This is a genomic window from Streptomyces sp. NPDC014727 (genome assembly GCF_043083485.1).
Taxonomy (GTDB): domain Bacteria; phylum Actinomycetota; class Actinomycetes; order Streptomycetales; family Streptomycetaceae; genus Streptomyces.
In genome coordinates this window covers 241,206-266,381 of the sequence record NZ_JBIBYR010000001.1, presented here as the reverse complement: position 1 = coordinate 266,381, position 25,176 = coordinate 241,206, and the positions used below count along the sequence as shown (strand labels likewise).

Annotated in this window: 22 protein-coding genes; 14 read left to right on the top strand and 8 right to left on the bottom strand. The window is 71.7% G+C overall.

What is annotated here, in order from left to right; translation table 11 throughout:
- Positions 1-90 precede the first annotated feature (90 nt).
- Positions 91-1,704, bottom strand: a complete 1,614-nt coding sequence (locus ACF1B9_RS01265) for an MFS transporter (RefSeq protein ID WP_391741982.1) — start codon at positions 1,702-1,704, stop codon at positions 91-93.
- A 177-nt stretch (positions 1,705-1,881) separates the two neighbouring features.
- On the opposite strand from ACF1B9_RS01265, the gene panB reads away from it, so the two are divergent.
- From panB to ACF1B9_RS01250, 3 genes are all read left to right on the top strand, one after another.
- Positions 1,882-2,769 carry a 3-methyl-2-oxobutanoate hydroxymethyltransferase gene (panB, locus tag ACF1B9_RS01260; protein ID WP_391741983.1) on the top strand — a complete coding sequence of 296 codons (888 nt, stop codon included), beginning with the start codon at positions 1,882-1,884 and terminating at the stop codon, positions 2,767-2,769.
- Positions 2,770-2,948: 179 nt separating this feature from the next.
- A complete protein-coding gene (locus ACF1B9_RS01255; RefSeq protein ID WP_391741984.1) occupies positions 2,949-3,971 on the top strand; it encodes an ATP-binding cassette domain-containing protein in 1,023 nt (340 codons plus the stop codon).
- Positions 3,968-4,828, top strand: coding sequence for an ABC transporter permease (locus ACF1B9_RS01250; RefSeq protein WP_391741986.1), 861 nt, complete (start codon positions 3,968-3,970; stop codon positions 4,826-4,828). The genes ACF1B9_RS01255 and ACF1B9_RS01250 overlap by 4 nt, the downstream gene beginning before the upstream one ends.
- Positions 4,829-4,845: 17 nt before the next feature.
- Here the strand turns inward: ACF1B9_RS01250 and ACF1B9_RS01245 are convergent, their stop codons facing one another.
- On the bottom strand, positions 4,846-8,169 hold the full coding sequence (locus ACF1B9_RS01245) for a BTAD domain-containing putative transcriptional regulator (protein ID WP_391741988.1): 3,324 nt from the start codon (positions 8,167-8,169) through the stop codon (positions 4,846-4,848).
- A gap of 205 nt (positions 8,170-8,374) precedes the next feature.
- Between ACF1B9_RS01245 and ACF1B9_RS01240 the strand changes: the two genes are divergently transcribed.
- The gene (locus tag ACF1B9_RS01240; protein ID WP_391741989.1) at positions 8,375-9,172 is read left to right on the top strand and encodes a site-2 protease family protein; all 798 of its coding nucleotides are present in this window, start codon (positions 8,375-8,377) and stop codon (positions 9,170-9,172) included.
- 8 nt (positions 9,173-9,180) lie between these two features.
- On the opposite strand, the gene ACF1B9_RS01235 is transcribed toward ACF1B9_RS01240, so the two are convergent.
- Together ACF1B9_RS01235 and npdG are read right to left on the bottom strand one after the other, a co-directional pair.
- Complete coding sequence (locus ACF1B9_RS01235; protein WP_361447569.1) at positions 9,181-9,354, bottom strand: hypothetical protein; 174 nt, start codon at positions 9,352-9,354, stop codon at positions 9,181-9,183.
- 92 nt (positions 9,355-9,446) lie between these two features.
- Positions 9,447-10,157, bottom strand: coding sequence for an NADPH-dependent F420 reductase (npdG, locus tag ACF1B9_RS01230; RefSeq protein ID WP_391741990.1), 711 nt, complete (start codon positions 10,155-10,157; stop codon positions 9,447-9,449).
- Positions 10,158-10,298: 141 nt separating this feature from the next.
- Between npdG and ACF1B9_RS01225 the strand changes: the two genes are divergently transcribed.
- Positions 10,299-10,901, top strand: coding sequence for a hypothetical protein (locus ACF1B9_RS01225; protein ID WP_391741991.1), 603 nt, complete (start codon positions 10,299-10,301; stop codon positions 10,899-10,901).
- Positions 10,902-10,982: 81 nt separating this feature from the next.
- Positions 10,983-12,284, top strand: coding sequence for an MFS transporter (locus ACF1B9_RS01220; protein ID WP_391741992.1), 1,302 nt, complete (start codon positions 10,983-10,985; stop codon positions 12,282-12,284).
- Positions 12,285-12,370: 86 nt separating this feature from the next.
- Here ACF1B9_RS01220 and ACF1B9_RS01215 read toward each other — a convergent pair whose 3' ends face one another.
- A complete protein-coding gene (locus ACF1B9_RS01215; RefSeq protein WP_391741993.1) occupies positions 12,371-12,601 on the bottom strand; it encodes a hypothetical protein in 231 nt (76 codons plus the stop codon).
- A 58-nt stretch (positions 12,602-12,659) separates the two neighbouring features.
- Here ACF1B9_RS01215 and map point away from each other — a divergent pair, with 58 nt between their 5' ends.
- Entirely contained in the window at positions 12,660-13,517 is an 858-nt protein-coding gene (map, locus tag ACF1B9_RS01210) for a type I methionyl aminopeptidase (protein WP_351082493.1), read from the top strand.
- A gap of 265 nt (positions 13,518-13,782) precedes the next feature.
- A complete protein-coding gene (locus ACF1B9_RS01205; RefSeq protein WP_391741994.1) occupies positions 13,783-14,448 on the top strand; it encodes a heme oxygenase (biliverdin-producing) in 666 nt (221 codons plus the stop codon).
- A gap of 81 nt (positions 14,449-14,529) precedes the next feature.
- Here the strand turns inward: ACF1B9_RS01205 and ACF1B9_RS01200 are convergent, their stop codons facing one another.
- The 3 genes from ACF1B9_RS01200 to ACF1B9_RS01190 form a co-directional block, all read right to left on the bottom strand.
- Entirely contained in the window at positions 14,530-15,279 is a 750-nt protein-coding gene (locus tag ACF1B9_RS01200) for a PhzF family phenazine biosynthesis protein (RefSeq protein WP_391741995.1), read from the bottom strand.
- Between the two features lie 94 nt (positions 15,280-15,373).
- Complete coding sequence (locus tag ACF1B9_RS01195; protein WP_391741996.1) at positions 15,374-16,939, bottom strand: HtaA domain-containing protein; 1,566 nt, start codon at positions 16,937-16,939, stop codon at positions 15,374-15,376.
- A 47-nt stretch (positions 16,940-16,986) separates the two neighbouring features.
- Positions 16,987-18,435, bottom strand: coding sequence for an HtaA domain-containing protein (locus tag ACF1B9_RS01190; RefSeq protein WP_391741997.1), 1,449 nt, complete (start codon positions 18,433-18,435; stop codon positions 16,987-16,989).
- 137 nt (positions 18,436-18,572) lie between these two features.
- Here ACF1B9_RS01190 and ACF1B9_RS01185 point away from each other — a divergent pair, with 137 nt between their 5' ends.
- The 6 genes from ACF1B9_RS01185 (at position 18,573) to efeU (ending at position 25,071) form a co-directional block, all read left to right on the top strand.
- Complete coding sequence (locus ACF1B9_RS01185; RefSeq protein ID WP_391742281.1) at positions 18,573-19,655, top strand: hemin ABC transporter substrate-binding protein; 1,083 nt, start codon at positions 18,573-18,575, stop codon at positions 19,653-19,655.
- The gene (locus ACF1B9_RS01180; RefSeq protein ID WP_391741999.1) at positions 19,652-20,755 is read left to right on the top strand and encodes a FecCD family ABC transporter permease; all 1,104 of its coding nucleotides are present in this window, start codon (positions 19,652-19,654) and stop codon (positions 20,753-20,755) included. The genes ACF1B9_RS01185 and ACF1B9_RS01180 overlap by 4 nt, the downstream gene beginning before the upstream one ends.
- The gene (locus ACF1B9_RS01175; protein WP_391742000.1) at positions 20,752-21,591 is read left to right on the top strand and encodes a heme ABC transporter ATP-binding protein; all 840 of its coding nucleotides are present in this window, start codon (positions 20,752-20,754) and stop codon (positions 21,589-21,591) included. Before ACF1B9_RS01180 ends, ACF1B9_RS01175 begins: the two co-directional genes overlap by 4 nt.
- A gap of 189 nt (positions 21,592-21,780) precedes the next feature.
- The gene (gene efeO / locus ACF1B9_RS01170; protein ID WP_391742002.1) at positions 21,781-22,917 is read left to right on the top strand and encodes an iron uptake system protein EfeO; all 1,137 of its coding nucleotides are present in this window, start codon (positions 21,781-21,783) and stop codon (positions 22,915-22,917) included.
- A 19-nt stretch (positions 22,918-22,936) separates the two neighbouring features.
- Positions 22,937-24,217, top strand: a complete 1,281-nt coding sequence (gene efeB / locus ACF1B9_RS01165; protein ID WP_391742004.1) for an iron uptake transporter deferrochelatase/peroxidase subunit — start codon at positions 22,937-22,939, stop codon at positions 24,215-24,217.
- 17 nt (positions 24,218-24,234) lie between these two features.
- Positions 24,235-25,071, top strand: coding sequence for an iron uptake transporter permease EfeU (gene efeU / locus ACF1B9_RS01160; RefSeq protein WP_391742006.1), 837 nt, complete (start codon positions 24,235-24,237; stop codon positions 25,069-25,071).
- Positions 25,072-25,176: the final 105 nt, after the last annotated feature.

Here is a 25,176-nt window from a genome sequence, read left to right as displayed (position 1 = left end):
CGCCGAGGGCGGCGTGGCCCCGGTGCGCCGCCTCCGGGTCCCGGGGCCGGCCGGGACCCGGAGGCGGCACTTTTCAGCTCTCCGGGGCCGTCACCGGCCCGCCTCGGCAGGTATCGAGGGCTCGCCCTCGTCGGAGCCGCTGGAGCTCTGTTCGACGGGTGTCTTCCCCGGAAGGAAGAGCGCGACCACGAGCGTGCCCACCAGGGCGACGGCCGCCGAACCGATGGCGGTGACATGCATGGCTTCCAGGAACGCGTCGTGCGCCGCGGCGACCAGCGGGGCACCTGCCGGGCCCAGCTTGTCCGCGATGCCGAGCGTCGCCTCGATCGACTCCCCCGCCGCCTGCCTGGCGGCGGCAGGGAGCGCACCGAGGTGACCCTCGATATTGCCGCGGTAGACGGTGGACAGCACCGAGCCGAGCACGGCGATGCCGAGCGCCCCACCGACCTGCCGGAACGTGTTGTTGACCGCCGATCCGGAACCGGCCTTCTCCCTGGGCAGTGCCTGCATCACGGAGACCGTGACCGGCGTCATCACATGCGCCATGCCTGTCCCCTGCACGAAGAAGAGCACGCACAGCACCCAGACCGGCGTGGTGGCGTCGAACAGCGCGAAGGCCGCGAGGCCGAACGCGACGAGCAGCATGCCGACGCTGCAGACCAGGCGGGCACCGAACCGGTCGACGACCAGCCGGGCGCGCGGCGCGAAGATCATCTGGGCGACGGCCAGCGGCAGGATCAGCAGACCGGCCTCCAGCGCGCTCCAGCCACGCACGCTCTGCATGTAGAAGGCGGAGAAGAAGGTCACCCCCATGAGCGCGAAGAAGACCAGCGCGATGGCGGCGACGGCCGCGGAGAACGACGGCTCCTTGAAGTACGTGAGGTCGAGGGCCGGGTGGCTGGTGCGCTTCTCGTACCCGACGAACGCGGCCAGGACGATCAGGCCGCCGACGACCGAGAGGAGCACGACGGGGTCGGTGAAGTCGGCGAGCTGTCCGCCGCGGATGATGCCGTACACCAGCAGGACCAGACCGACGATGGACAGCAGCACCCCGACGGGGTCCGTCCGGCCCGGCTTCGGGTCCCTGGAGTCCGGCACCAGCAGCACCATCGCGATCAGCGCGACGACCACCACGGGCACGTTGACCAGGAAGATCGAGCCCCACCAGAAGTGTTCGAGAAGCAGCCCGCCGGTGATCGGGCCGATCGCGATGGCGAGGCCGACGCTGCCGGCCCAGATACCGATGGCCTTGGGCTGCTCGTCACGTTCGAAGACGTTCATCAGGACGGCGAGCGTGGCGGGCATGACGAACGCGGCGCCGAAGCCCATCACGGCTCGCCAGGTGATCAGTTCAGCGGGCGAGCCGGACATGGACGCGAAGGCGGAGCCGACTCCGAACAGGAGGATGCCGAAGAGCAGCACCTTCTTGCGGCCGACGCGGTCGCCGAGCAGCCCCGCCGTGAAGAGGAGTCCGGCGAAGACGAGCGTGTAGGCGTTGATCGCCCACTCCAACTCGCTCTGGGTGGCACCGATGCCGGTGGGCGCGGGGCTGGCGATGGTCTTGACCGCGACGTTCAGGATCGAGTTGTCCAGCACCACGATGAGCAGACTGAGCATCAGAACGACGAGGATCGCCCAACGGCGGCGGTGAACCGCCTCGGGAACCTGGGGCAGGGCGGGGCGAGCGCCCGACGGTATTGACATGTCAGGAGCTTATATGATTTCGATACGACACCGTCTCGTATTGGAAAGTCTTTACCGGGCGCCGACATGGACGCGGACGGGTGGGCCCACTTCCCGTGGACGGCCGCGGGATGCCACCATGGAACCGGTCCGGGGACGCCGTCAGGGCGCCTCGAGATGACGAAGGAGCCGTTGGCAATGTCGCTTCAGGCTGCGCAGAACAAGTCCGCCGCCACCCCCGCGGGAGCCACCACCGACAGCAGCAAGGCGCTGTACGGGGGCAAGGGCACCCGCCGTATCTCCATCCATGACATCGCCGCCGCCACCGAGCGCGGCGAGAAGTGGCCCATGCTCACCGCCTACGACGCGATGACCGCGTCCGTCTTCGACGAGGCCGGCATCCCGGTCATGCTGGTCGGTGACTCCATGGGGAACTGCCACCTCGGTTACGAGACCACCGTGCCCGTCACGATGGACGAGATCGCGATCCTCTCCGCCGCTGTCGTACGGGGCACCAAGCGCGCCCTGGTCGTCGCCGACCTGCCCTTCGGGGCCTACCAGGAGGGGCCGGTCCAGGCCCTGCGCAACGCCACCCGGCTGATCAAGGAGTCGGGTGTCGGCGCGGTCAAGCTGGAGGGCGGCGAGCGCAGCCACGAGCAGATCCGGCTGCTGGTCGACGCCGGTATCCCGGTCATGGCCCACATCGGTCTGACCCCGCAGTCCGTCAACGCGATGGGTTACCGGGTGCAGGGCCGCGGCGAGGAGGCCGCCCAGCAACTGCTGCGCGACGCCAAGGCCGTGCAGGACGCGGGCGCGTTCGCCGTCGTCCTGGAGCTCGTCCCGGCCGAGCTGGCCGCCGAGGTCACCCGCACCCTGCACATCCCGACCGTCGGCATCGGCGCCGGTCGGGACACGGACGCCCAGGTGCTGGTCCACACCGACATGGTCGGGCTGACCGGCGGCAAGGTGCCGCGCTTCACCAAGCAGTACGCGAACCTCCGCCAGGTGCTGGGCGATGCCGCGAAGGAGTTCGCGGAAGAGGTCGTGGGCGGCGCGTTCCCGGCCGCGGAGCACACCTTCCACTAGGGCCTTTCGTCCGGATCCGGCGTGATCCGGACGAAGGCCCCGGTTCTCCCGGGGCCCGCCCGGTCAGCGGGTCGGGCCCCGGATCCGGACCACTGCCCGCACCACCGACAGCCCGCCGACATCCCCCATCGGCGGGCTGTCGGCCCGTTGTCGGCGGACTGTCGGTGGCACCTGGTCCCATGGTGGGCATGACGCGAATCGACAAGAACCCCAGGAGCGGCCCGAACGCCGTCGAGGTCCGGGGACTGGTCAAGCACTACGGCTCGACCAAGGCTCTGGACGGCGTGGACCTCGATGTCCGCGAGGGCACCGTGCTCGGTGTGCTCGGCCCCAACGGAGCCGGCAAGACCACGCTCGTACGCTGCCTGTCCACCCTGATCGTCCCCGACGCCGGGCACGCCGTCGTGGCGGGCTACGACGTGGTGAAGCAGCCCCGGCAGCTGCGCCGCACCATCGGCCTGACCGGGCAGTACGCCTCGGTCGACGAGAAGCTCTCCGGCTGGGAGAACCTCTACATGATCGGGCGGCTGCTCGATCTGCCGCGCAGGACCGCCCGCGCGCGTGCCGACGAGCTCTTGGAGCGGTTCTCGCTCACCGACGCCGCCAAGCGCGCCGCGATGGACTACTCCGGCGGCATGCGGCGCCGACTCGACCTGGCCGCGTCGATGATCGGCAGCCCGGCCGTCCTCTACCTCGACGAGCCGACGACCGGGCTCGACCCCCGGACCCGCAACGAGGTCTGGGACGAGGTGCAGCGGATGGTCGCGGAGGGGGCGACCGTCCTGCTCACCACCCAGTACATGGAGGAGGCGGAGCAGCTCGCGAACGAGCTCACCGTCATCGACAAGGGCCGGATCATCGCCAACGGCGGGGTCGACGAGCTCAAGGCGAAGGTCGGTGGCCGCACCCTGCAGATCCGGCCCTCGGATCCGGCGCAGCTGCCCGCGATGGCGCAGGCGCTCAGGGAGGCCGGCCTCGACGGCGTCGCGGGCGCGCAGGCCGTGCCGGACGAAGGGCTGCTGTACGTACCGATCCTCAGCGACGAGCAGTTGACCGCCGTCATCGGCCTGCTCGGCACCCGGGGATTCTCGCTGGCCCATGTCGCCACCGCGCTGCCCAGCCTGGACGAGGTCTTCCTGGCCATCACCGGCGAGAAGAGCACTTCCGCCACCGACTCGATCCCCGCGGAGGTCGCGGCATGAGCACGACGATCCAGAAGCCCGCTCCCGCCGACACCGCCACCACTGCGGGCCGGCCGAAGGCGCCCGCCGGTGAGGGCCGGATCGGGCTGCGCGGCAACATCCGGCACATCGGGGCGCTGATGCGGCGCAATCTTCTCCAGATCAAGAAGGATCCGGAGTCGATGTTCGACGTGCTGCTGATGCCCATCATCTTCACCCTGCTGTTCGTGTACGTCTTCGGCGGGTCCATCGGCACGAGCCTGGGCGGCGACCGGCAGACATACATCAACTACGTGGTCCCCGGCCTGATGGCGATGATGGGCATGAACATCGCCACCGCGGTCGGGACCGGTGTCAACGAGGACTTCCACAAGGGGGTCATGGACCGGTTCCGGACGATGCCGATCGCCCGGTCCTCGGTCCTCGTCGCGAAGATCGCGGTCGAGCTGGGCCGGATGATGGTCGCCACGGCGATCCTGCTGGGCATGGGCTTCCTGCTCGGCATGGAGCTGAAGACCTCGGTGCTCGGTCTGCTCGCGGCGGTCGGCCTGTCGGCGGCCTTCGGTGCCGCCATCATGTGGATCTTCATTCTGCTCGGGCTGTCCCTGAAGACACCCCAGGCGGTTCAGGGACTGGGGATGCTGGTGCTCATTCCGTTGCAGTTCGGCTCTTCGATCTTCGCCCCGACCGCCACGATGCCCGGCTGGCTCCAGGCGTTCACCGACTACAACCCGCTGTCCAACCTGGCGGACGCGGCGCGCGGGCTGATGATCGGCGGGCCGGTCGCCCACTCGGTGTGGCTGACGCTCGGCTGGGCGGTGGCGATCACCGCGGTGACGGCTCCCCTCGCGGTCGCCAAGTTCCGCAAGCGGACCTGACGCGCACCGGTGACGGTTCAGTCCTGGCACGCCTCGACGAGGGCGGTGGCCTCCTTCAGGGAGAGGTCGCCGCCCTCGGCGTACGCGGTCTCGTAGGCGGCCCGGCCGAGGACGGCCACGGCCAGCCTCTCCGCCTCGGCCCGGTCGTGCCGCTCCATCGACGTCGGTACGTGGCCCAGGGGCAGCAGCGCTCGGCCCGCCCCCAGCAGCCGGGCCGCGAGTGCGGCCCGGCGCTCGCCGCCGATGCCGGCCGACGACCGTGCGAGACCGACGAGATGGGTGACGGACATGTGGGGCGCCACCATCTGGGACAGTCGGTCCTGAGACCGGACCAGCGCCTCCCGTCCCTTGGGCAGGGCCTCGGCGTACAGGCCGTCCTGGTTGTCCAGCCAGGCCAGTCCGCCCAGCATGAAGCCGTCGAAGAAGGCCAGCGTCTCGGAGCGGAACTCCTCGCGCACCGCGTCCAGTTGTTCCCGCGCCTCGCCGGTTCGTCCGGTCCGTCCCAGCCACAGGGCGAGGTAGAGCCGGGCGGCGGGCATCGCCTCGTGACCCGAGCGTCCCTCCGCGACCACCTCCCGAAGGATCACCTCGCCCTCGTCGCCGCGGCCGAGTTCGGTGAGCACGGACGCGTACCGGGACCGCAGGACCGACACCTGGGACTGGGCGCCGAGCTTGCGCGCGTAGCCGATGGCCGCCTGGTAGTCCTCGGCCGCGCGCGCGTACTCGCCCCGCTTCTCGTTCGCCTCGCCCCGGGAGGAGAGCGCTTCGGCGACGCCCCAGTCGTCGCCGAGACGGACGAAGATCTCCAGGCTCTCGTCCGCGTCACGGCGCGCGTCCCCCGCCCATTCGGACCGGTTGGCCAGCACGTTGGCGCGCATCTGGAGGGCACCGGCCAGTTCCCACGCGTAGCCGAACTCCCGGCTGGCGCGGACCGTTTCGTCCAGCAGCTCGCGCAGGTCGTCGACCCCGCCGGTCAGCATGACCGCGAAGAACCAGAGCGACGCCGGGGTGCGGCAGGTCTGCGGCTGGCCCGCGTGGTAGGTCTCCGCGATGACGCGCAGCCGGGCCATGCCTCGCGCGTCGGTCCACAGGTCCTGGGAGTGGTCCATGCTGACCAGTTGGACCAGGGCCACCTGGCGCCGTGCTTCCTGGAGCAGTTCGGGCGACATGGGCGGCGGCGCGTCGGTGCAGCGCTCGTGGAGGGACGGCGCGGGTTCGGCGGGCCCGGCGAACGGATCGGGGCCCAGCGTGGCGGCCGCGTCGGCCCAGTGCAGGGCGTCAGTGCGCAGATCGTGCATCTGCCAGTACCAGCACAGCGACAGCACGATGCAGAGCGCCTCCTGCTCGTCGCGGGCGGCGACGGCCCGGCGCAGAGCGGTGCGGAGGTTCTCGTACTCGCGCTGGAAGAGGTCGATGGCGGCACGCTGCCCGGCGCCGCGGAGCCGGGGGTCGGTGGTCCGGGCCAGTTCCCGGAAGTGCACCAGGTGGCGCCGCTCCACGGCGTCCCGCTCCGCCGCCTCGTCGAGCCGTTCGGCGGCGTACTCGCCGACGGTCTCCAACAGCCGGTAGCGCATCTCGCCGTCGTCGGCGGGCGCGGCGACGACGAGGGACTTGTCGACGAGCGAGCCGAGCAGCCCGGCGACGTCCGGCACGCCCCGCGGGTCGTCCGTGCAGACGGCCTCGGCGGCGGCCAGGGTGCAACCGCCCGCGAAGACCGACAGGCGGCGCAGCACGGCCCGTTCGGAGTCGTCGAGCAGGTCCCAGGACCAGTCGACCACGGCACGCAGCGTCTGCTGGCGGGGCAGGACGGTGCGGGCGCCGCTGGTGAGCAGGCGAAACCGGTCGTCGAGCCGGTCGGCGATCTGGCGCGGGGTGAGCATCCGGAGCCGGGCCGCGGCGAGTTCGATGGCGAGCGGCAGCCCGTCGAGGCGGCGGCAGATCTCGGCGGCGGCCGCGGCGGTCTCCTCGTCCGCGTCGGCCCGGAAGCCGGGCCGCGCGGCGGCGCCGCGGTCGGTGAACAGCCGGAGCGCCATCGGGTCGGGCAGCGGGTCGACGGGCCGCACGAACTCGCCGGGCACCCCGAGGGGTTCGCGGCTGGTGGCCAGCACGGTGAGTTCCGGACAATGGGCGAGCAGATGGTCGGCGAGGGTGGCGGCGGCCCCGACGACGTGCTCGCAGTTGTCCAGCAGGAGAAGCATCCGGCGCCGTGAGCAGTGCTCGACGAGGCGTACGAGGGAGTCGCCGGCATTGCCCTCGGCGACCCTCAGTTCCTCGGCGCCGGCCCCGCGCAGCACGGTCTCGCGGGCGCCGAGCGCGGTCAGCACGGCCTGCGGTACCGCCTCGGGGTCGTCGACGGGGGCGAGTTCGGCCAGCCAGACGCCGTCCGGCCAGGCGGCGGCGACGGATTCGGCGGCCTCCTGGGAGAGCCGGGTCTTGCCTGCCCCGCCGGGGCCCAGGAGGGTGACCAGCCGGGCGTGCGAGAGGTCCTCGCGCAGGGCGTCGATGTCGCCCTCGCGCCCGACGAAGCTGGTGAGCCGGGCCCGGAGGTTTCCCTGCGGGACGGCGGGGGCCCGGGTACGGGCGGCCGGGACCGGCTCGGCCGCCACGACCGGTCGCTCCGGGGCCTGGTGCAGCAACTCGGCGTGCAGGGAACGCAGTTCGGGACCGGGATCGGCGCCGAGACGGTCGGCGAGCAGAGTGCGCATCTCGTCGTACGCGGCCAGCGCCTGCGCCGGGCGTCCGGCGTCGCGCAGGGCCCGCAGCCGCAGTGCCTGGAGGGGTTCGTCGATCGGGTGCTCGGCGCAGAGGGCGAGCAGTTCGGGCAGGACCTCGTCCGCGCGGCCGAGCGCGAGGGCCGCGGCGAGCCCGGTGCGCCGGGCGTCCAGACGCCGGGCCGCCCAGCGGGCCGCGACGGCGCCGCGGTCGGGGAGATCGGCCAGGACCGGCCCCCGCCACAGGGCGAGCGCGTCGGCGACCACGGCCCCGGCCTTCGCCGCGTCCCCCTCCTCCAGCGCCCGCGCTCCCTCCGCCGCGAGCCGCTCGAAGCGGTACAGGTCGACCGCGTCCGGCTCCGCGGCGAGCCGGTAGCCGCTCTCCGCCGAGGCGACGGCGGCATGGCCGAGCGCCCGCCGGAGCCGGCCGACGAGCGCCTGCAGGGCGCCCACCGCGTCGGCCGGCGGGTCGCCGTCCCACACCTCGTCGATGAGGACGGCGGCCGGGACGGCGCGCCCGGGGCGCAGCGCGAGAACGGTGAGGAGCGCGCGCAGCCGTGCCCCGCCGAGGGCGACGGCCGTGCCGTCTTCGCGGAGTGCCAGAGTGGTTCCGAGGATGCAGTAACGCACGCGCCTATTCTCCGTGACCGGGATCGGGAAGGAGACGCACGTTCGGTCGTACCCGTGTTCGCCGTGTGCCGGAATCGCTCGTCATGCCCCCACCCTTCACGGAACCACCGCCCCGGCGCGAGACGTTTGTGACGTGTCGGCTGTACGGTCGCTCTCGCCGCCCGTCGCCCCGCCCCCCTTCCGGCCAGCCACCAGGAGTTCGCCGATGACCACCGCAAGCGCCCGCAGCGACCGGCGGATCAGCCCGGTCTTTCTCGGGATCGTCGCCGTGATGGCGGTGTCGGCATGGGCGGTGTGGACGGATTTCGCGAAGCAGCCCGGGATCGCCTTCTTCCTCTTCGTGACGGCGGCCTGGGTGGTGTCGCTCTGTCTGCACGAGTACGCGCATGCCCGTACCGCGCTGCACAGCGGGGACATCTCCATCGGGTCGAAGGGCTATCTGACCCTGAATCCGCTGAAGTACACCCATGCGCTGCTGAGCATCGTGCTTCCGGTGCTGTTCGTGATCATGGGCGGTATCGGTCTGCCCGGCGGTGCGGTCTTCATCGAGCGGGGCCGGATCAGCGGTCGCTGGAAGCACAGTCTGATCTCCGCGGCGGGCCCGCTGACGAACGTGCTGTTCGCGATCGTGTGCACGGCGCCGTTCTGGCTGCACGCGCTGGACGGCGTGCCGGTCGGCTTCCGGTACGCGCTGGGATTCCTGGCGCTGCTCCAGGTCACCGCGGCGATCCTCAATTTCGTCCCGGTGCCGGGGCTGGACGGCTACGGCGTGATCGAACCCTGGCTCTCGTACCGGATCCGCCGACAGGTCGAGCCGTTCGCCCCGTTCGGGCTGATCGCGGTCTTCGGCGTGCTGTGGATCCCCGGGATCAACCACGCGTTCTTCGACGCGATCCACGCGCTGCTGCGGACACTGGGCATCAGCGAATTCACGACGTACTGCGGATTCGACACCTACCGCTTCTGGCAGGCGGCCGATCCGGTCTGCTCCGTCAACCCCTGAACCATCGCTCAGCCGGCGGCCTGTGCGCGCTGCCGGCGGAGGTAGAACCACGCCATGTTGGACGAGAGGCCGGCCAGCAGCACCCAGACGATCCCGAGCCAGCTGCCCTGGACGAACGAGATCACGGCCGCGACGACGGCCAGGACGCAGACGGCGATGGCGTAGAGAGCGAGGCGGGGCATGGGGGGCGGCTCCTGTCCGGGGGTGGTGCACGGTCCCGTCCAGTGTCCCCCATGCCCCGTTCCGCTCACCGCAGGGTGGGGCGGGAACGTGCTCAGACGTCGGTGGTACGCAGCCCCGCGTGCGCCTTGTAGCGGCGGTTGACGGAGATCAGGTTGGCGACCAGCGACTCGACCTGGTGGGCATTGCGCAGCCGCCCGGCGAAGATGCCGCGCATGCCGGGGATCCGGCCCGCCAGCGCCTGCACGAGGTCGGTGTCGGCACGGGCCTCGCCGAGCACCAGCACATCGGTGTCGATCTCCTCGATGGCCTCGTCCTGCAGCAGCACGGCGGAGAGGTGGTGGAAGGCCGCGGTGACCCGGGACTCCGGCAGCAGGGCGGCGGCCTGCTCGGCGGCACTGCCCTCCTCGGGCTTCAGGGCGTAGGCGCCCTTCTTGTCGAAGCCGAGCGGGTTGACGCAGTCGATGACGAGCTTGCCCGCGAGCTCGTCGCGCAGCGACTCCAGGGTCTTGGCGTGGCCCTCCCACGGCACGGCGACGATCACGACATCGCTGCGGCGCGCGCATTCGGCGTTGTCCGCGCCCTCGACACCGTGGCCGAGCTCGTCGGCGGCGGTCCGCGCGCGGTCGGCGGCACGGGAACCGATGATCACCTTCTGCCCGGCGCGGGCGAAGCGGTAGGCGAGTCCGCGGCCCTGCGGCCCGGTGCCGCCGAGCACGCCGACGGTCAGTCCGGACACATCCGGGAGGTCCCACGGGTCCTTGGCGGGGGGCTTGGGTGCGCTGCCGCTGTCATTCGTAGTCATGGCTGCGACACTACTGCCCGCGATGGGAAGGAACGTTCCGTCGCCCCCTCGGCGGTCCGGCTCGCGACGGCGGACCCGTTCGGGGGGTTCCGGCGTCGTTCACCGGTGGCGGGGCCGGGCCCCGGGGCAGGATGCCGGGCCATGGATGCCGTACGTGTCGCCCTGCTGCGCGAAGTGCTCGCCGGGACGGAGTGGCCCGCGGCGGCCCGGCGGTTCGCCGGGGCGCTCAGGTCCTCCGTCGTCCCGCACGGCGGTGGTCTGCTGCTGGTGGGCACGGTGGCGTACGAGCCGTGGCATCTGGCGGCCCATCTGGTCGACGAGTCCGCCTGGTCCGGGCTGCCGGAGCTGGCGCCCACCCTGGTGCGCCATCGGGTGGATCCGGGTGATCCGGCGCATCTGGCCGTCGGGCTGGCCCGGATCGAGGCGGCCGGAAGGGGCGAGACGCTGCTGCTGGTGGCTCCGGAGCGGCCCGGCGCCGGGCTGCTGGAGCGGGTGCACGACGCCCGTCGGGCCGGGGCGACGGTCCTCTCGCTGGACGGCGGCGACCCCGAGGTGCGGGGGCTCGCCCACGAGACGCTCGCGGTGACCGCCACCGACGATGTCGGCCTGGACACCGTGCAGCACCTGGTGAGCGCGGCCGCCGGGGAGAACAGCGTCCCCGCGCCGCGCGGCCGCCGTCGCTTCCGGGACCGGCTGTCCCGGCTCGCCGACCGGCTGACGGCGCCACCACCGGCCCGGTGGTGAGGGCGGCACGATCCGCTGGGGCCCCGGGACGCCGCGAAAAACTGTTGCAGCTGCACCCGCGGCGCCGGAGCATGGCCTCTCGTGACCTCAGCTCCCTCCCCGGCCACCCGGCTGCGCGCCCTGCTGCCCGACCTCTCGCCACTGCGCTCCTCGGCCGACTTCCGGCTGCTGTGGATCCAGGGCCTGGTGACCTACTTCGGCAGCTTCATGGCGTTGATCGCGCTGCCGCTCCAGATCAAGGAGCTGACGGGTTCACCGCTGGCCGTCGGCGCGATGGGCGCGGTCGAGCTGGTGCCGCTGGTCGTCTTCGGCCTGTACGGAGGGGCGCTCGCGGACTCCGCGGACCGCCGCAAGGTGATCCTGGGCACCGAGGCGGGGCTGGGGCTGCTCGCCCTCGTACTCCTGGTGAACGCCGCGCTGCCCGACCCCCTGCTCTGGCCGCTCTATCTGGTCGCGGGCGGTGTCTCCGCGCTCGCCGGGCTCCAGCGGCCCGCACTGGACTCCCTGATGGCCCGGATCGTGCCGCACGACCAGCTGACCGCGGCCGCCGCGCTGAACTCGTTGCGCTGGCAGTTCGGCGCGATCACCGGCCCCGCGGTGGCCGGGCTGGTGGTGGCCTACGCCGGACACGCCACGGCGTACACGGTCACGGTGGTCACGTTCGCCGTCTCCGTGCTGCTGTGCCTGCGGCTGGCACCCGCGCCGCCCTCCCCGGACAGCCCGAAGCCCTCGCTGCGCGGCATAGCGGAGGGGGCGAGGTACGCCTGGAGCCGGCCGGTGCTGCTGGGGACGTACGCGGTCGATCTGGCGGCGATGTTCTTCGCCTTCCCGAACACGATCTTCCCGTTCCTCGCCGACGAACTGGACGCCGAGTGGTCACTGGGCCTGATGTACGCGGCGGGGTCGGTCGGTTCCCTGGTCCTGGGCCTGACCAGCGGCTGGACGTCGCGGGTACGGCGGCACGGGCTCTTCGTGGTGTTCGGGGCGGCGGCCTGGGGGCTGGCGATCGCGGCGGCCGGGTGGTTCGGCAACGTATGGCTGGTGCTGCTCTGTCTGGCGGTGGCGGGCGCGGGCGACATGCTCAGCGGTCTCGGCCGCTCCACGATCTGGAACCAGACCATCCCTGAGGAGCTGCGGGGCCGGCTGGCGGGCATCGAGGTGCTCTCGTACAGCGTCGGCCCGCAACTGGGCCAGGTGCGGGCCGGTGCGATGGCGGGGTGGACGGGGACCCGCTCCGCGATCTGGAGCGGGGGCGTGGCGTGCGTCGCCTCGGTCGCGCTGCTGACCGCGGCGCTGCCGAAGCTGCTGACGTACGACTCCGAGACGGACGAGGACGCGGTGCGCAGGCGTGCGGCCAGGGTGTCGAGCCCGTCCGGCGTGTGAGGAACGGGGACCGGGGGCGTGCCCCCGTCCCCGCACGCCGGTGTCCCGGTCCCGGCCGCCCCGGGGTCCCGGTCCCCGGCAGCCGGTCAGGCCTCCGGATCAGACGGTGTGCCCCGGTCGTGCCACTTGGGGTCCGTCTCCCACTCCAGATTCCGCTCCTGCGCCGTCTCCATCGCGTGGCGCGCCTCCTCGGGGGAGGCGTACGGCCCGAAACGATCCTTGGCCGGGCACTCGGGGCCTTCCTCGACCTTCTGATGCTGCAGGCAGTAGTACCACTCGCCCGGCTTGCCGACCGTGCGCTTCTTGAACAGGGCCATCATCGGCTCCTTCCCTCGGGGCCATGCTGCCCCAAGCGCGCTGGTTAGACTCGCTGACATGTCTGGCCAGTCGCTGCTCGTACCCGGGGAGATCACTCCCATCCGTTCCGTACCCGGAAACATCCGGCGCCCCGAATACGTGGGCAAGCCGGGCCCCACCCCGTACACCGGTCCGGAGCTCCAGGACGCCGACACCGTCGAGCGCATGCGCATCGCGGGGCGAATCGCCGCGCAGGCGATGGCGGAGGCCGCGAAGCACATCGCCCCGGGCGTCACGACGGACGAACTCGACCGGGTCGCCCATGAGTTCATGTGCGACCACGGCGCCTACCCGTCGACGCTCGGCTACCGGGGATTCCCCAAGTCGCTCTGCACCTCGCTCAACGAGGTGATCTGCCACGGCATCCCGGACTCCACGGTGCTGCGCGACGGCGACATCGTGAACCTCGACGTCACGGCCTACATCAACGGGGTGCACGGCGACAACAACGCCACGTACCTCTGCGGCGACGTGGACGAGGAGTCCCGGCTGCTCGTGGAGCGCACCGAGGAGTCGCTGAACCGGGCCATCAAGGCGGTCCGGCCGGGGCGGCAGGTCAATGTGATCGGGCGGGTCATCGAGTCGTACGCGAAGCGCTTCGGGTACGGGGTGGTGCGGGACTTCACCGGGCACGGGATCAATTCCTCGTTCCACTCCGGTCTGATCATTCCGCACTACGACAGCCCGCACGCGACCACCGTGATGCAGCCGGGCATGACGTTCACCATCGAGCCGATGCTGACGCTGGGCAGCCATGACTACGACATGTGGGACGACGGCTGGACCGTGGTGACGAAGGACCGCAGGCGTACGGCCCAGTTCGAGCACACGCTGGTGGTCACGGAGACGGGCGCCGAGATCCTGACGCTCCCGTAACGACGCGGACAGTTCTTCCCTCAAGCGGCCGCCCCCGGGCGGCCGCTTTCGCATGTCCCCGCTGCTCCCGCCGCCCGCGCGAACTCCCGCACGGAGGCGGAACCAGGCGTATCGTTTTTACCGACAGGCTGTCGGGAAGCCGTTGACTTAGGTAAGCCTAAGTAGGAAGATCGGGGATGTCGACAGCCACCGCCGCACGCGGTCGCCGCCGATGTTTCTGTCCCTTTCCGGACTTCCCGTCCCCCTCGGCCCCCGGAGGCCCGCCTTGGACGCAACCGCCGCTCCCACGCCCTTCTCGACGCTCATCCGCACCGCCTCGCACGAGCAGCACACCGAGGCGGAGACCTCGACCTTCATGAGCGACCTGCTCGGCGGGCGGCTCGGAGTGGACGCGTACGCGCGCTACACCGAGCAGCTGTGGTTCGTGTACCGGGCACTGGAGGAGGGGGCCCAGGCGTTGCGGAGCGACCCGGTCGCCGGTCCGTTCATACGGCCCGAGCTGATGCGCACCGCCGAACTGGAGCGCGATCTGGCCCATCTGCGGGGTGCCGGCTGGCGCGAGGGGCTGGAGCCGCTGCCAGCCACGGCCGCCTACGCCGCCCGGGTCGCCGAGTGCGCCCGCACCTGGCCCGCCGGTTACGTCGCGCACCACTACACCCGGTATCTCGGCGACCTCTCGGGCGGCCAGATCATCCGTGACAAGGCGGAGAGGACCTGGGGCTTCGCGCGCAAGGGCGACGGGGTCCGGTTCTATGTCTTCGAGGAGATCTCCAACCCCGCCTCGTTCAAGCGGGGTTACCGCGAGCTGCTGGACGCGGTGAACGCGGACGACCTGGAGAAGCAGCGCATCGTCGACGAGTGCAAGCGCGCGTTCGCACTGAACACGGCGGTGTTCCGGGAGCTGGGGGAGGTGTTCCCGCTCAGCGCGTAGGGTCCTGGCGGCGCGGCCGGCGCGGCCGGCGGGGTCGACCGGGGTCCGCCGGTCGGCCCCTCCCGCCGCGCCGCTCCGTCCTCAGACGCCGGAAGGTCTCCGACTCCCGCCGGACGGGATCGATCGAGCGGCCGGCCTGACGCGGCCCCCGATCTCCACCGTGCCGTCCGGTGCGGGTGCGGTGAGGATCTGGGAGCCGCGTCCCTGTGTGATGTTGAGGGCACGCCCCAGCTCCGCGCTGAGCAGCAGGGCCGCCGCGCCCGTCGCCTCGTCCTCCACTGTGCCCATGGTGCGGGCCCCGGCTCCGTCGGCGCCGCGCCCCTCGACACGCCTCGGGAACGCCCGCGCCCGCACCCGCCCCGCCGCCTCGTCCTCCCAGGCCCATACGTACAGCCAGCCCTCACCCGGCGGCGGCCCGGTCAGCGCCTCGACCTCGGCGACGGACGCGTACCGCTCCAGCGTGCGCGGCGGCGCCCACTCGGGGCGGGCCGTGATCCAGGTGAACTCCCCGTCCTGGCGGGCGAAGACGTCCCCGACCGGCAGTTCCAGGATCTCCAGATCGAGCAGCCAGGCGGTGCCGACGAGCGGATGCCCGGCGAACGGGAGACGGAGTCCCGGGGTGTGGATGTCGACGTGTCCGCGCTCGGGGTCGTCGACGAACACGGTCTCGCTGAAGCCGAGCCGCACGGTCAGGGCCTGCCGGGACGCCTCGTCGGGGTACCTGCGCCCGTCGCGCACCACCCCGAGGGGATTGCCGTGCCGGCCGTCGGGGCCGCAGAACACCCTCAGTACGTCGATGCCCGCGGGTAGGTCGAAGTCGCTGTCGCTCACCCGGGCATTGAAACACCGCCCGAGCGGCGGCCGTACAACTGGGCCGTCACCCGGGCGGTGTCGTCGCGCGGCGGAGTCCTGCGGTGCGGACGGATCAGACGGTACGGCGACGGCGGGCGGCGAACACCGCTCCGGCTCCGGCCGCCAGGACGACGGCCGAGGCGGCGAACAGGGCGCCGGCCGGGATGTCGGAGCCGGTGGAGGCGAGGGAACCCGGGCCGCCGACCGAGCCGCCGCCCGCGCTGCCGCCGCCGGCGGTCGCGGAGCCTCCCGCCAGGCCGGTGGAGCCCGTTCCACCCGCGCCACCGGGGAGTTCGGCGTCCTCGTCGAGGGCGACCGCGACGGTCAGCGCGTCGAGCTGCTCACCCGTCGGGTACATGCCCCCGAAGGCCTTGGTGCCGTCGGCGCTGAGGGTCGCCGGCACCGCCGAGAGGGTCACCACGCCGTTCTTCGCGGCGAGTTCGCCCTTGGGCAGCTCCAGGTCGGCGATCGCGAGAGCGGTGTAGGTGGAGACCTTCTTCGTCTCGCGGTCCTTGGTGGTGACGTCCGCGATCAGCGTGCCCTTCGTCCCGTTCACCTGGATCTCCAGGCCGGTCAGGGAGAGGTCCAGGGTGTACGCGCCGTTCTCCTCGTGACCCAGGAAGCGGACCTTGCCGTCGAACCCGGCGTTCAGGGTCTGCTTCGCGGCGTCGAAGCGGCCGGTGGCGTCGGGGAACCGGTAGCCGTCCCCGGACGCGGTGGCACCGCCCGTCGTCTCGACCCTGCCGTGGGCGACGGGGCCCGTGACGTAGGCACGGAAGGACTTCTTCACGCCCCAGTCCAGGGTGCCGTCGACGATCGCGCCCGGGTCGGCGGCGGCCGCCCCGTCGGTGGCCGGGGCGGAGGGGGACGGGGACGCGGGCGAGGTGGGCTTCCCGGTCGGCCCGGTGGACGGCTCCGTGGTGGGCTTCCCGGTGGGTTCGGTCGTCGGCTTCCCGGTCGGCTCGGTGGTCGGCTCCTCCGTGGGCTTCCCGGTCGGGGCCGTGACCGCCTTCACCGAGAGCGTGGCCGGATCGAGCGCGTCGCCCTCCTCGTACTGGCCGTCGAATGCCTCGGAGCCCGCCTTCGTCAGCGTCGCCGGGATGTCCTCGAAGACCATCGCACCGCCCGCACCCCGGCCCGGCTTCACCGCCGAGAGGTCGAGAGTCGCGAATGCCACGTCGTCGCGGGTGCCCTGCGGGGTCGTGACGTCGACGGTGATCGTGCCGCCGGTACGGGTCGTGGCGAGCTTCACGTCGGAGAGCGTGATGTCGAGAACGCCCCCATGGGCGTAGAAGTTGACGCCGCCGCCGAAGGCGGTGTCGGTGCCGTGCGTGGCCGTGTCGTAGGTGCCCTTGCCGTCGGCGAAGGTGAACACACCGTTGTCGGGTGCCTGGGTGGCGCCGTCCTTGACGGTGATTCTCCCGCCGGAGAACGACGAGGCGAGGTACTCGCGGAAGGACTCCTTGACGCCCCATTCCAGCGTGCCGTCCTTCAGCTCCAGCTTCGGCGCGGTGGCGGTCGCCCCGCCGGAGGCGGTGCCGTCGGCGGCGAGCGCCGGGAGGGCGAACACGGTCGCGCCGAGGGCGGCCGCCGTGGCGAGGGCGGCGGCGAGAGCTGTGGGACGGCGGGTGGCTGCCATGGTCGGTGGTCTCCTCAGGGGATGGAAAGCGAGGGTGGGACGGGGGTCTAGTTGTTGCTCTGCTGGGTGTTGTTGTTCTGCTGGGTGTTGTTGTTCTGCTGGGTGCCTCTGCGGCGGGCGAGGTACAGCGCGCCCGCCGCGGCGGCGAGTACGCCCGCACCGCCGATGCCGAGGTACAACCCGGTCCGGGGACCGGAACCGGAACCGGGATCGGCGTCGGATGCCGACGCGGCGGTGGTCGTGCTCTTCTGCGCCGGCGGGCCGGACGGGTCGGGTGTGCTGCCCAGGTCGGGCAGGGCGGGGAGTTCGGCCCCGGTGTCCACGGCGACGGCCAGCGAGACCGGGTCCATCGCGGTGCCGGCCCGGTAGAGCGAGCCGAACGCCTCCGCACCGTCGGCGGTGAGGGTCGCGGGGGCCTCGGTGAGAACGGCGAGCCCGTTCTTCGGCGTGAAGTCCTTCGCGGTGAAGGTGACGAGCGGGACGGCCTTGCGCCGGTCGCCGCCGCTCGTGACGTCGGCCGAGAGCGTGCCCTTGCCCGCCTTCACCCGGACCGCGACCGCGGAGAGTTCCAGATCGAGCCCCTCGGCGCCCGTGAAGCGGACGCTGCCTGCGAAGCCTGCGTCCAGGGTCCGCCCCGCCGGGTCGTACGTGCCCTTGCCGCGGGGGAAGCGGAAGAGCGCTCCGCCGTCCTGGGCGCCCTCGGCGAGGGTCCACTTCCCCTTGCCGAAGGAGCCCGTGACGTATTCGCGGAAGGTCCGGCGCACGCCCCAGTCGACGGCGGCGTCCTCGAAGCGTCCCGCGGCCTTCCGTACCTTCTCCGTCCTCTTCGAATCCTTCGGCATTTCGGGGGACTTGGACGCGGACGGCTGCCCGGCGGGGGCGGAGGTGTCCACGGAGAGGCTGATCGGGTCGAGCGGCGTGCCGGCCGTGTAGTAGCCGGCGAACGCCTTCGCGCCCTGCGAAGTCAGCGTCGCCGGAATGTTGTTGAGGGCGATGGGGGTGGAACCGCTTTTCATGTCGATCCCGGACAGCCCGAGCCTCGCCAGCGGCACCTGGGCGGCCGAGGTGACGCGACCGCTCCCCCGGTCCTTGCTGACCATGTCCGCGTGGACGGTGCCGCTGCCGCCCGTGATGCGGACCGTGGGGCGGCTGATGGTGAGGTCCAGCTCGTAGCCGCCGACGGGCTTCTTGTGGCCGAGGAACCGGACCCCGCCCGCGAAGCCGGAGCTGAAGGCACCGGTCGCCGGGTCGTAGGAACCGGTGGCGGAATGGAAGCGGAACTGGCTGCCGCCGACCGTGGCGGCACCACCGGCCAGGCTCCAACTGCCCTTCGCGACGGGGCCGGTGACGTAACTCTGGAAGGTGGACTTGATGCCCCAGTCCAGCCTGCCGCCCTGCACCGTGCGACTCGCCGCTTGCGCGGGGGTGGCCGGGAGCAGCGCTCCGAGCAACACCGCGAGAAGCGCGACAGTCAGGGCAGGTCTGGACGACAGCATGAGGACCCCTCCGAGGCCTGGAAAGTGAGGTAAGGCTAACCTAAGTCACGCGAGCCATCCGGTGGGACCCCCTTCCACCGCATTGCTCGCACACCATGCCCAACCACTCACCGCAGAAGGACAGGACGGTGCCCTCAGTGCGCTTCTCGCAGGACTTCGCCCCGCCGGTCCGGGGCGCCCGGCGACCACGGCGCGGGCCGGTCAGGACCCGTGGACCGCTGGCCGCGCGGACGGCCGTCGCCGCCCTTGCCCTCGTTCTGAGCGGCTGCGGCGGCAGTTCGCACACGGGGGCTCCCGTCGCCCGTTCCGACAACGCCGAGGCCGATCGCGTCGAGCCCCTGACCACCGCACCGAAGCCCCGGCTGCCGGTCACGGTGGAGTCGGCGCACGGCACCGAGGTCACCGTCACCTCGACCGACCGCATCGTTCCGCTGACCGGTGGCCTGAGCGAGATCGTCTTCACACTCGGCCTCGGCGAGCGGGTCGTGGCCCGTGACATCACCGCCACCTTCGAACAGGCCGCGAAACTCCCGGTGGTGACCCGCGCTCATGACGTCTCGGCGGAGAGCGTGCTCTCGCTGAAGCCGACGGTCGTCCTGGCGGAGACCACGACCGGCCCCGCGGAGGCCATCGACCAGATCCGCGATGCCGGCATCCCGCTCGTCGTCGTCGCACCGGCCAAGGAACTCGACGACGTCGGCCGCCGGATCGACGCCGTGGCGGCAGCCCTGGGCGTGCCGGACTCGGGCGCCGAACTCGACGCGCGCACCCGGTCCCGCATCGAGGCCGTACAGAAGTCCGTGCCCGCCCCGGCCGACGGGCGCGAGAAGCCCCGGGTCGCCTTCCTCTATCTGCGCGGCTCGGCCTCCGTCCATCTGCTGGGCGGCAGGGATTCCGGCGCGAGTTCGCTCATCGAGGCGGCGGGGGCCGTCGACGCCGGCAAGGCGTCCGGGCTGAAGAAGGACTTCACCGCCATCACCAGCGAGGCCCTGGCCAAGGCCGCACCCGACGCCATTCTGGTGATGACCAAGGGACTCGACTCGGTGGGCGGCGTCGACGGTCTGGTGAAGATCCCGGGCGTCGCCGAGACCCCGGCCGCAATGGACCGGCGGATCGTCTCCATCGACGACGGCGTGCTGCTGAACTACGGGCCGCGCACGGACCGGGTGCTGAGCGAACTGGTCGCCCGGCTCCACCCGAAGGACGGGGCGCGCCGGTGACCACCTCGCACGACGAACGCACCCGGCCGGCCACCACCACCGCGGCCGCGGAGCCGCGGACGCCCGGACCCCGGCGCTCCACCGGCCTCGCGCTGGCCGGGGGGCTGCTCGCCGCCCTCGTGGTGTGCTGCCTGCTCTCCGCCGGACTCGGCGCGTACAGCATCCCGCTCGGCGACGTCCTCGCCTCCGTCCAGCACCGGCTCGGCCTCGGCGGCGCCGCGCTCGACCGGGTCGGGGAGAGCGTGCTGTGGAACGTACGGCTGCCGAGGGTCGTCCTCGCCCTGCTCGTCGGGGCGTCGCTGGGCTGCGCGGGCGCCCTGATGCAGGGCGTGTTCGGCAATCCGCTCGCCGAGCCCGGGGTGATCGGGATCTCCTCCGGCGCGGCGGTCGGTGCCGTCGCCTCGATCGCGCTCGGGCTGAACTTCCTCGGCAACTGGACCATCACGGTCTGCGCGTTCGCCGCCGGGCTCGCGACCGTACTGCTGGTGTACACGCTGTCGCGGTCGGGCGGCCGGACGGAGGTCGTGACGCTGATCCTCACCGGGATCGCGGTCAACGCCTTCGCGGGTGCGCTGATCGGGCTGTTCGTCTTCTTCGCCGACAACGCGCAGATCTCCCAGATCACCTTCTGGCAGCTGGGCTCGTTGGCACAGGCGACCTGGCCCAAGGTGCTCGCCGTGCTGCCGTGCGCGGCGCTCGGGCTGCTCATGGCGCCGCTCCACTCCCGGAGGCTGGACCTCCTCGCGCTCGGCGAGCGGCCCGCCCGGCATCTGGGGGTCGACGTCGAGCGGCTGCGGATCGTGCTCGTTCTCGTGGTGGCGCTGCTGACCGCCGCCGCGGTGGCGGTCGCCGGGATCATCTCGTTCGTGGGGCTGCTGGTTCCTCATCTGCTGCGGATGGCCAACGGACCCGGGCACCGTTTCCTGGTCCCCGGCAGCGCGCTCGGCGGCGCCCTGGTGCTGGTCGTGGGTGATCTCGCGGCCCGCACCATCGCCGCTCCCGCCGAGTTGCCACTCGGCGTGCTGACCGCACTCTTCGGCAGTCCGTTCTTCTTCTGGCTGCTGCGCAGGACCCGTCGTGGGCAAGGTGGTTGGGCATGAGGTCACCGAGGAATCCGTTCCGGGTACGGAGCCGACGGCTGCCCGCTCCCGTCCCGCCCGGCTCCCCCGTCACCGAGGCGCGCCGGCTACGGGTGCGGCTGGGCCGGCGGCCGGTGCTGGACTCCGTCGAACTGACCGCGTACGCGGGCGAGGTGCTGGCGCTCGTCGGGCCCAACGGAGCGGGGAAGTCGACCCTGTTGGCGGCGCTGGCCGCCGATCTTCCCGCCGAGAGCGGCGCGGTACGGATCGACGGGCGTCCGGCCACCGACTGGTCCGCCGCCGAACTCGCCCTGCGCCGGGCCGTGCTGCCGCAGTCCGCCGCGCTGTCGTTCCCGTTCCCGGTGGCGGACGTCGTACGGATGGGGCGGGCACCGTGGGCCGGGACGGAGCGGGCGGGCGAGGACGATCGGGCCGTCGCCGCGGCGATGGCCGCCACCGAGGTGGCCGAGTTCGCCGGACGGCCCTTCTCCGCGCTGTCCGGTGGGGAGCGGGCCCGGGTCGCGCTGGCCAGGGTGCTGGCACAGCGCGCCCCGCTGCTGCTGCTCGACGAGCCGACCGCCGCGCTCGATCTGCGCCACCAGGAGCTGGTGCTGCGACTCTGCCGGGAGCGGGCCGCCGCCGGGGACGCGGTCGTCGTCGTGCTGCACGATCTGGGGCTGGCCGCGGCGTACGCGGACCGGGCCGCCGTGCTGCGCGACGGGCGGATCGCGGTGGCGGGCCCGCCCGTCGAGGTGTTCACGGGCGAACTGCTCGGCGAGGTCTACCGGCAGCCGGTCGAGGTCTTCCCGCACCCGCGCACCGGGGCACCCCTCGTCGTACCGACACGAGGGACTTGACTATTGCTTGACCTTCCCATGAACCTTCCATGAGGCGATCGTGATCTCTCCGTTCCCGCGCCGCCGGGATGAGAGCTGAATCACTGCACAGGTGGGGCCGGGTCAGGTAAGCCTCGGTTAAGTTAGGTTCGCCTCACCTGTCTTTGTCCGACCTTCTCCCGCTTCTCCTTCATCCTCTGTGGAGCCCGCATGCGAGCCGTTCGTTTCTCCGTCGTCACCGCTGCCGCGACGGTGGCAGCCCTGACCGCCGTCACGGGCTGCGCGCAGAAGAGCGACGGAAAGGGGGACAACGCCCTGCAGGTCGTCGCGAAGGACGACGCCTGCGAGCTCTCGAAGAAGAAGCTCCCGGCCGGCCACGTCGAACTGGCCGTACAGAACAAGGGCTCGAAGGTCACCGAGGTCTACGTCCTCTTCCCGGACGACCGCATCGCCGCGGAGCGCGAGAACATCGGCCCCGGCACCAAGGCCACCATCACCGCCGAGGTGAAGGCCGGCTCGTACAACGTCGTCTGCAAGCCCGGCATGAAGGGCGAGGGCATCCGGCAGCAGATCGAGGTCGCCGGCGGCACCGTCGCCAAGCGCAGCCCCGAGATGGACAAGGCCGTCGCGGAGTACCGCACCTACGTGCAGGCGCAGGCCGACGAGACGCTGCCCAAGGCCAAGAAGTTCACGGACGCCGTGGCCGCCGGTGACATCGAGGCCGCCAAGAAGATCTACGCCGACTCCCGGCTCGGCTGGGAGCGCACCGAGCCGGTCGCCGAGTCCTTCGGCGACATCGACCCGAAGGTCGACCTCCGCGAGGACGGTCTTCAGGACGGCCAGAAGTGGACCGGCTGGCACCGTCTGGAGAAGGCGCTGTGGCAGGAGAAGAAGTTGGGCGCCGAGGAGAAGGCCCTGGCGCCGGTGCTCTACAAGGATCTGCTCGACTGGCAGAAGCGGGTCGGCACGGCGGAGATCACCCCGACCTCGATGGCCAACGGCGCCAAGGAGCTCCTCGACGAGGTCGCCACCGGCAAGGTCACCGGTGAGGAGGAGCGCTACAGCCACACCGACCTGATCGACTTCAAGGGCAACGTCGAGGGCGCGGAGAAGTCCTACGAGCTGCTGAAGCCGATCGCCTCGAAGAACGACCCGACGCTGACGGCGACCCTGGACAAGCAGTTCGCGGCGCTGAACACGCTGCTGGACAAGTACCGCAAGGACAAGAGCTCCTACGAGTTCACCTCGTACGAGAAGGTCGGCAAGGCCGACCGCAAGGAACTGTCGGACGCCGTCAACGCGCTGGCCGAGCCGCTGTCCCGGCTCGCCGCCGCGGTGACGAAGTAACGGGCCGGGAGGGACCGGGATGTCCGAGGACACGCAGAACAACACCGCCGTGGACGACACCGGGACCGGTGGCCGTGCCCCGTCCCGTCGGGCGCTGCTGGGCTGGGGAGGCGCCGGACTGGCGCTGGGCGCGGCCGTGGCGGGTGGCGCGGTCGCCGCGGTGCGGCCGGGGAGCGACGCGGTGCCGACCGCGGACAGCGGTGCGGCCGTTCCGTTCCACGGTGCGCACCAGGCCGGTATCGCCACCGCCGTACAGGACAGGCTGCACTTCGCCGCGTTCGACGTGACGACGAAGGACCGCGCCGAGCTGATCTCGCTGCTCAAGGAGTGGACCCGGGCGGCCGAGCGGATGACGGCCGGTCACGCGGTCGGCGACGGCGCCTACGGTGGTCCCGCCGAGGCCCCGCCGGACGACACGGGCGAGGCGCTGGGGCTCAAGCCGTCCCGGCTCACGCTCACCATCGGCTTCGGCCCCTCGCTCTTCGCCAAGGGCCGGTTCGGCCTGGAGGACAGGCGTCCCGAGGCACTCGTCGAGCTGCCGAAGTTCCCCGGCGACAACCTCGACGCGGCCCGCAGCGGCGGCGACCTCTGCGTCCAGGCGTGCGCGGACGACCCGCAGGTCGCGGTGCACGCCATCCGCAACCTAGCCCGGATCGGCATGGGCCGCACCGCGATCCGCTGGTCCCAGCTCGGCTTCGGCAAGACGTCCTCGACGACGCCCGGCGCCCAGACCCCGCGCAACATGTTCGGCTTCAAGGACGGCACCCGGAACGTCTCCGGAACCGACACCGCCGCCCTGGGCAAGCACGTGTGGGTGGGCGAGAAGGACAAGGCGGGCTGGATGACCGGGGGTTCGTACCTGGTGGCCCGGCGCATCCGGATGCACATCGAGACCTGGGACCGCACCGCGCTCCAGGAGCAGGAGGACGTCTTCGGCCGCGACAAGGGCGAGGGAGCCGCGGTCAGCAGGTCCAAGGAGCACGACGAGCCGTTCCTGAAGGCGATGCTGCCGACCGCGCACGTGCGGCTCGCACACCCGGACAGCAACGACGGTGCGACGATCCTGCGCCGCGGGTACTCCTTCACCGACGGCACGGACGGCCTCGGACGGCTCGACGCCGGGCTGTTCTTCATCGCCTACCAGCGCGATTCCCGCAAGGCGTTCATTCCGCTGCAGCGGCGCCTCGCGGCGAACGACGCACTCAACGAGTACATCCAGCACGTGGGTTCGGCGCACTTCGCCGTCCCGCCGGGCGTCCGCGACAAGGACGACTGGTGGGGCCGGGCGCTGTTCTCGTAGAGAAGGAGAACCGAGACGTGTTCAGCAATTTCCTGATCGGTCTGCGCGAGGGCCTCGAGGCCAGCCTGGTCGTCTGCATCCTCATCGCCTATCTGGTGAAGACCGGCAACAAGAACAAACTGGTGCCGATCTGGATCGGTGTCGGTATCGCGATCGTCGTCAGCCTGGCGTTCGGCGCCGGTCTCGAATTCGGCTCGCAGGAGATGACGTTCAAGGCCCAGGAGGCGCTCGGCGGTTCGCTGTCGATCGTCTCGGTCGGCCTGGTCACCTGGATGGTCTTCTGGATGCGGCGCACCGCGCGGCATCTGAAGACGGAACTGCACGGCAAGCTCGACACGGCGCTCGCGATGGGTACCGGCGCGCTGGTCGCCACGGCGCTCCTCGCGGTGGGCCGGGAGGGCCTGGAGACCTCGCTGTTCGTGTGGCGTGCGGTGCACGCGGCGGACGACGGCTGGCACCCGATGATCGGCGCGTTCCTCGGTATCGCGGCCGCCGTCGTGCTGGGCTGGCTGTTCTACCGCGGCGCGCTGAAGATCAACCTGTCGAAGTTCTTCACCTGGACCGGCGGCATGCTGGTGATCGTCGCCGCGGGCGTGCTCGCGTACGGCGTCCACGACCTGCAGGAAGCCGGGTTCCTGGGCGGTATCCACAACCAGGCGTTCGACATCAGCGCCACGATTCCGCCGGACAGCTGGTACGGCACGCTGCTGAAGGGCACGTTCAACTTCCAGCCGGACCCGACCGTTCTTCAGATCACGGTGTGGGCGCTGTATCTGATCCCCACCCTCGCGCTGTTCCTCGCCCCGGTAGGGTTCGGACGGTCAGAGGGCCGGGCAGTGGGCAGCGCGGGTTAAGGAGCGGGGCCGGGGTGCGTGCATCGCAAGGCGGAGGATCGAGGCAGATGGGGCCTCCCCTGCTCGAGCGAAGCCGAGAGCTTGGGGAAGGAGCGTTGGTGATTG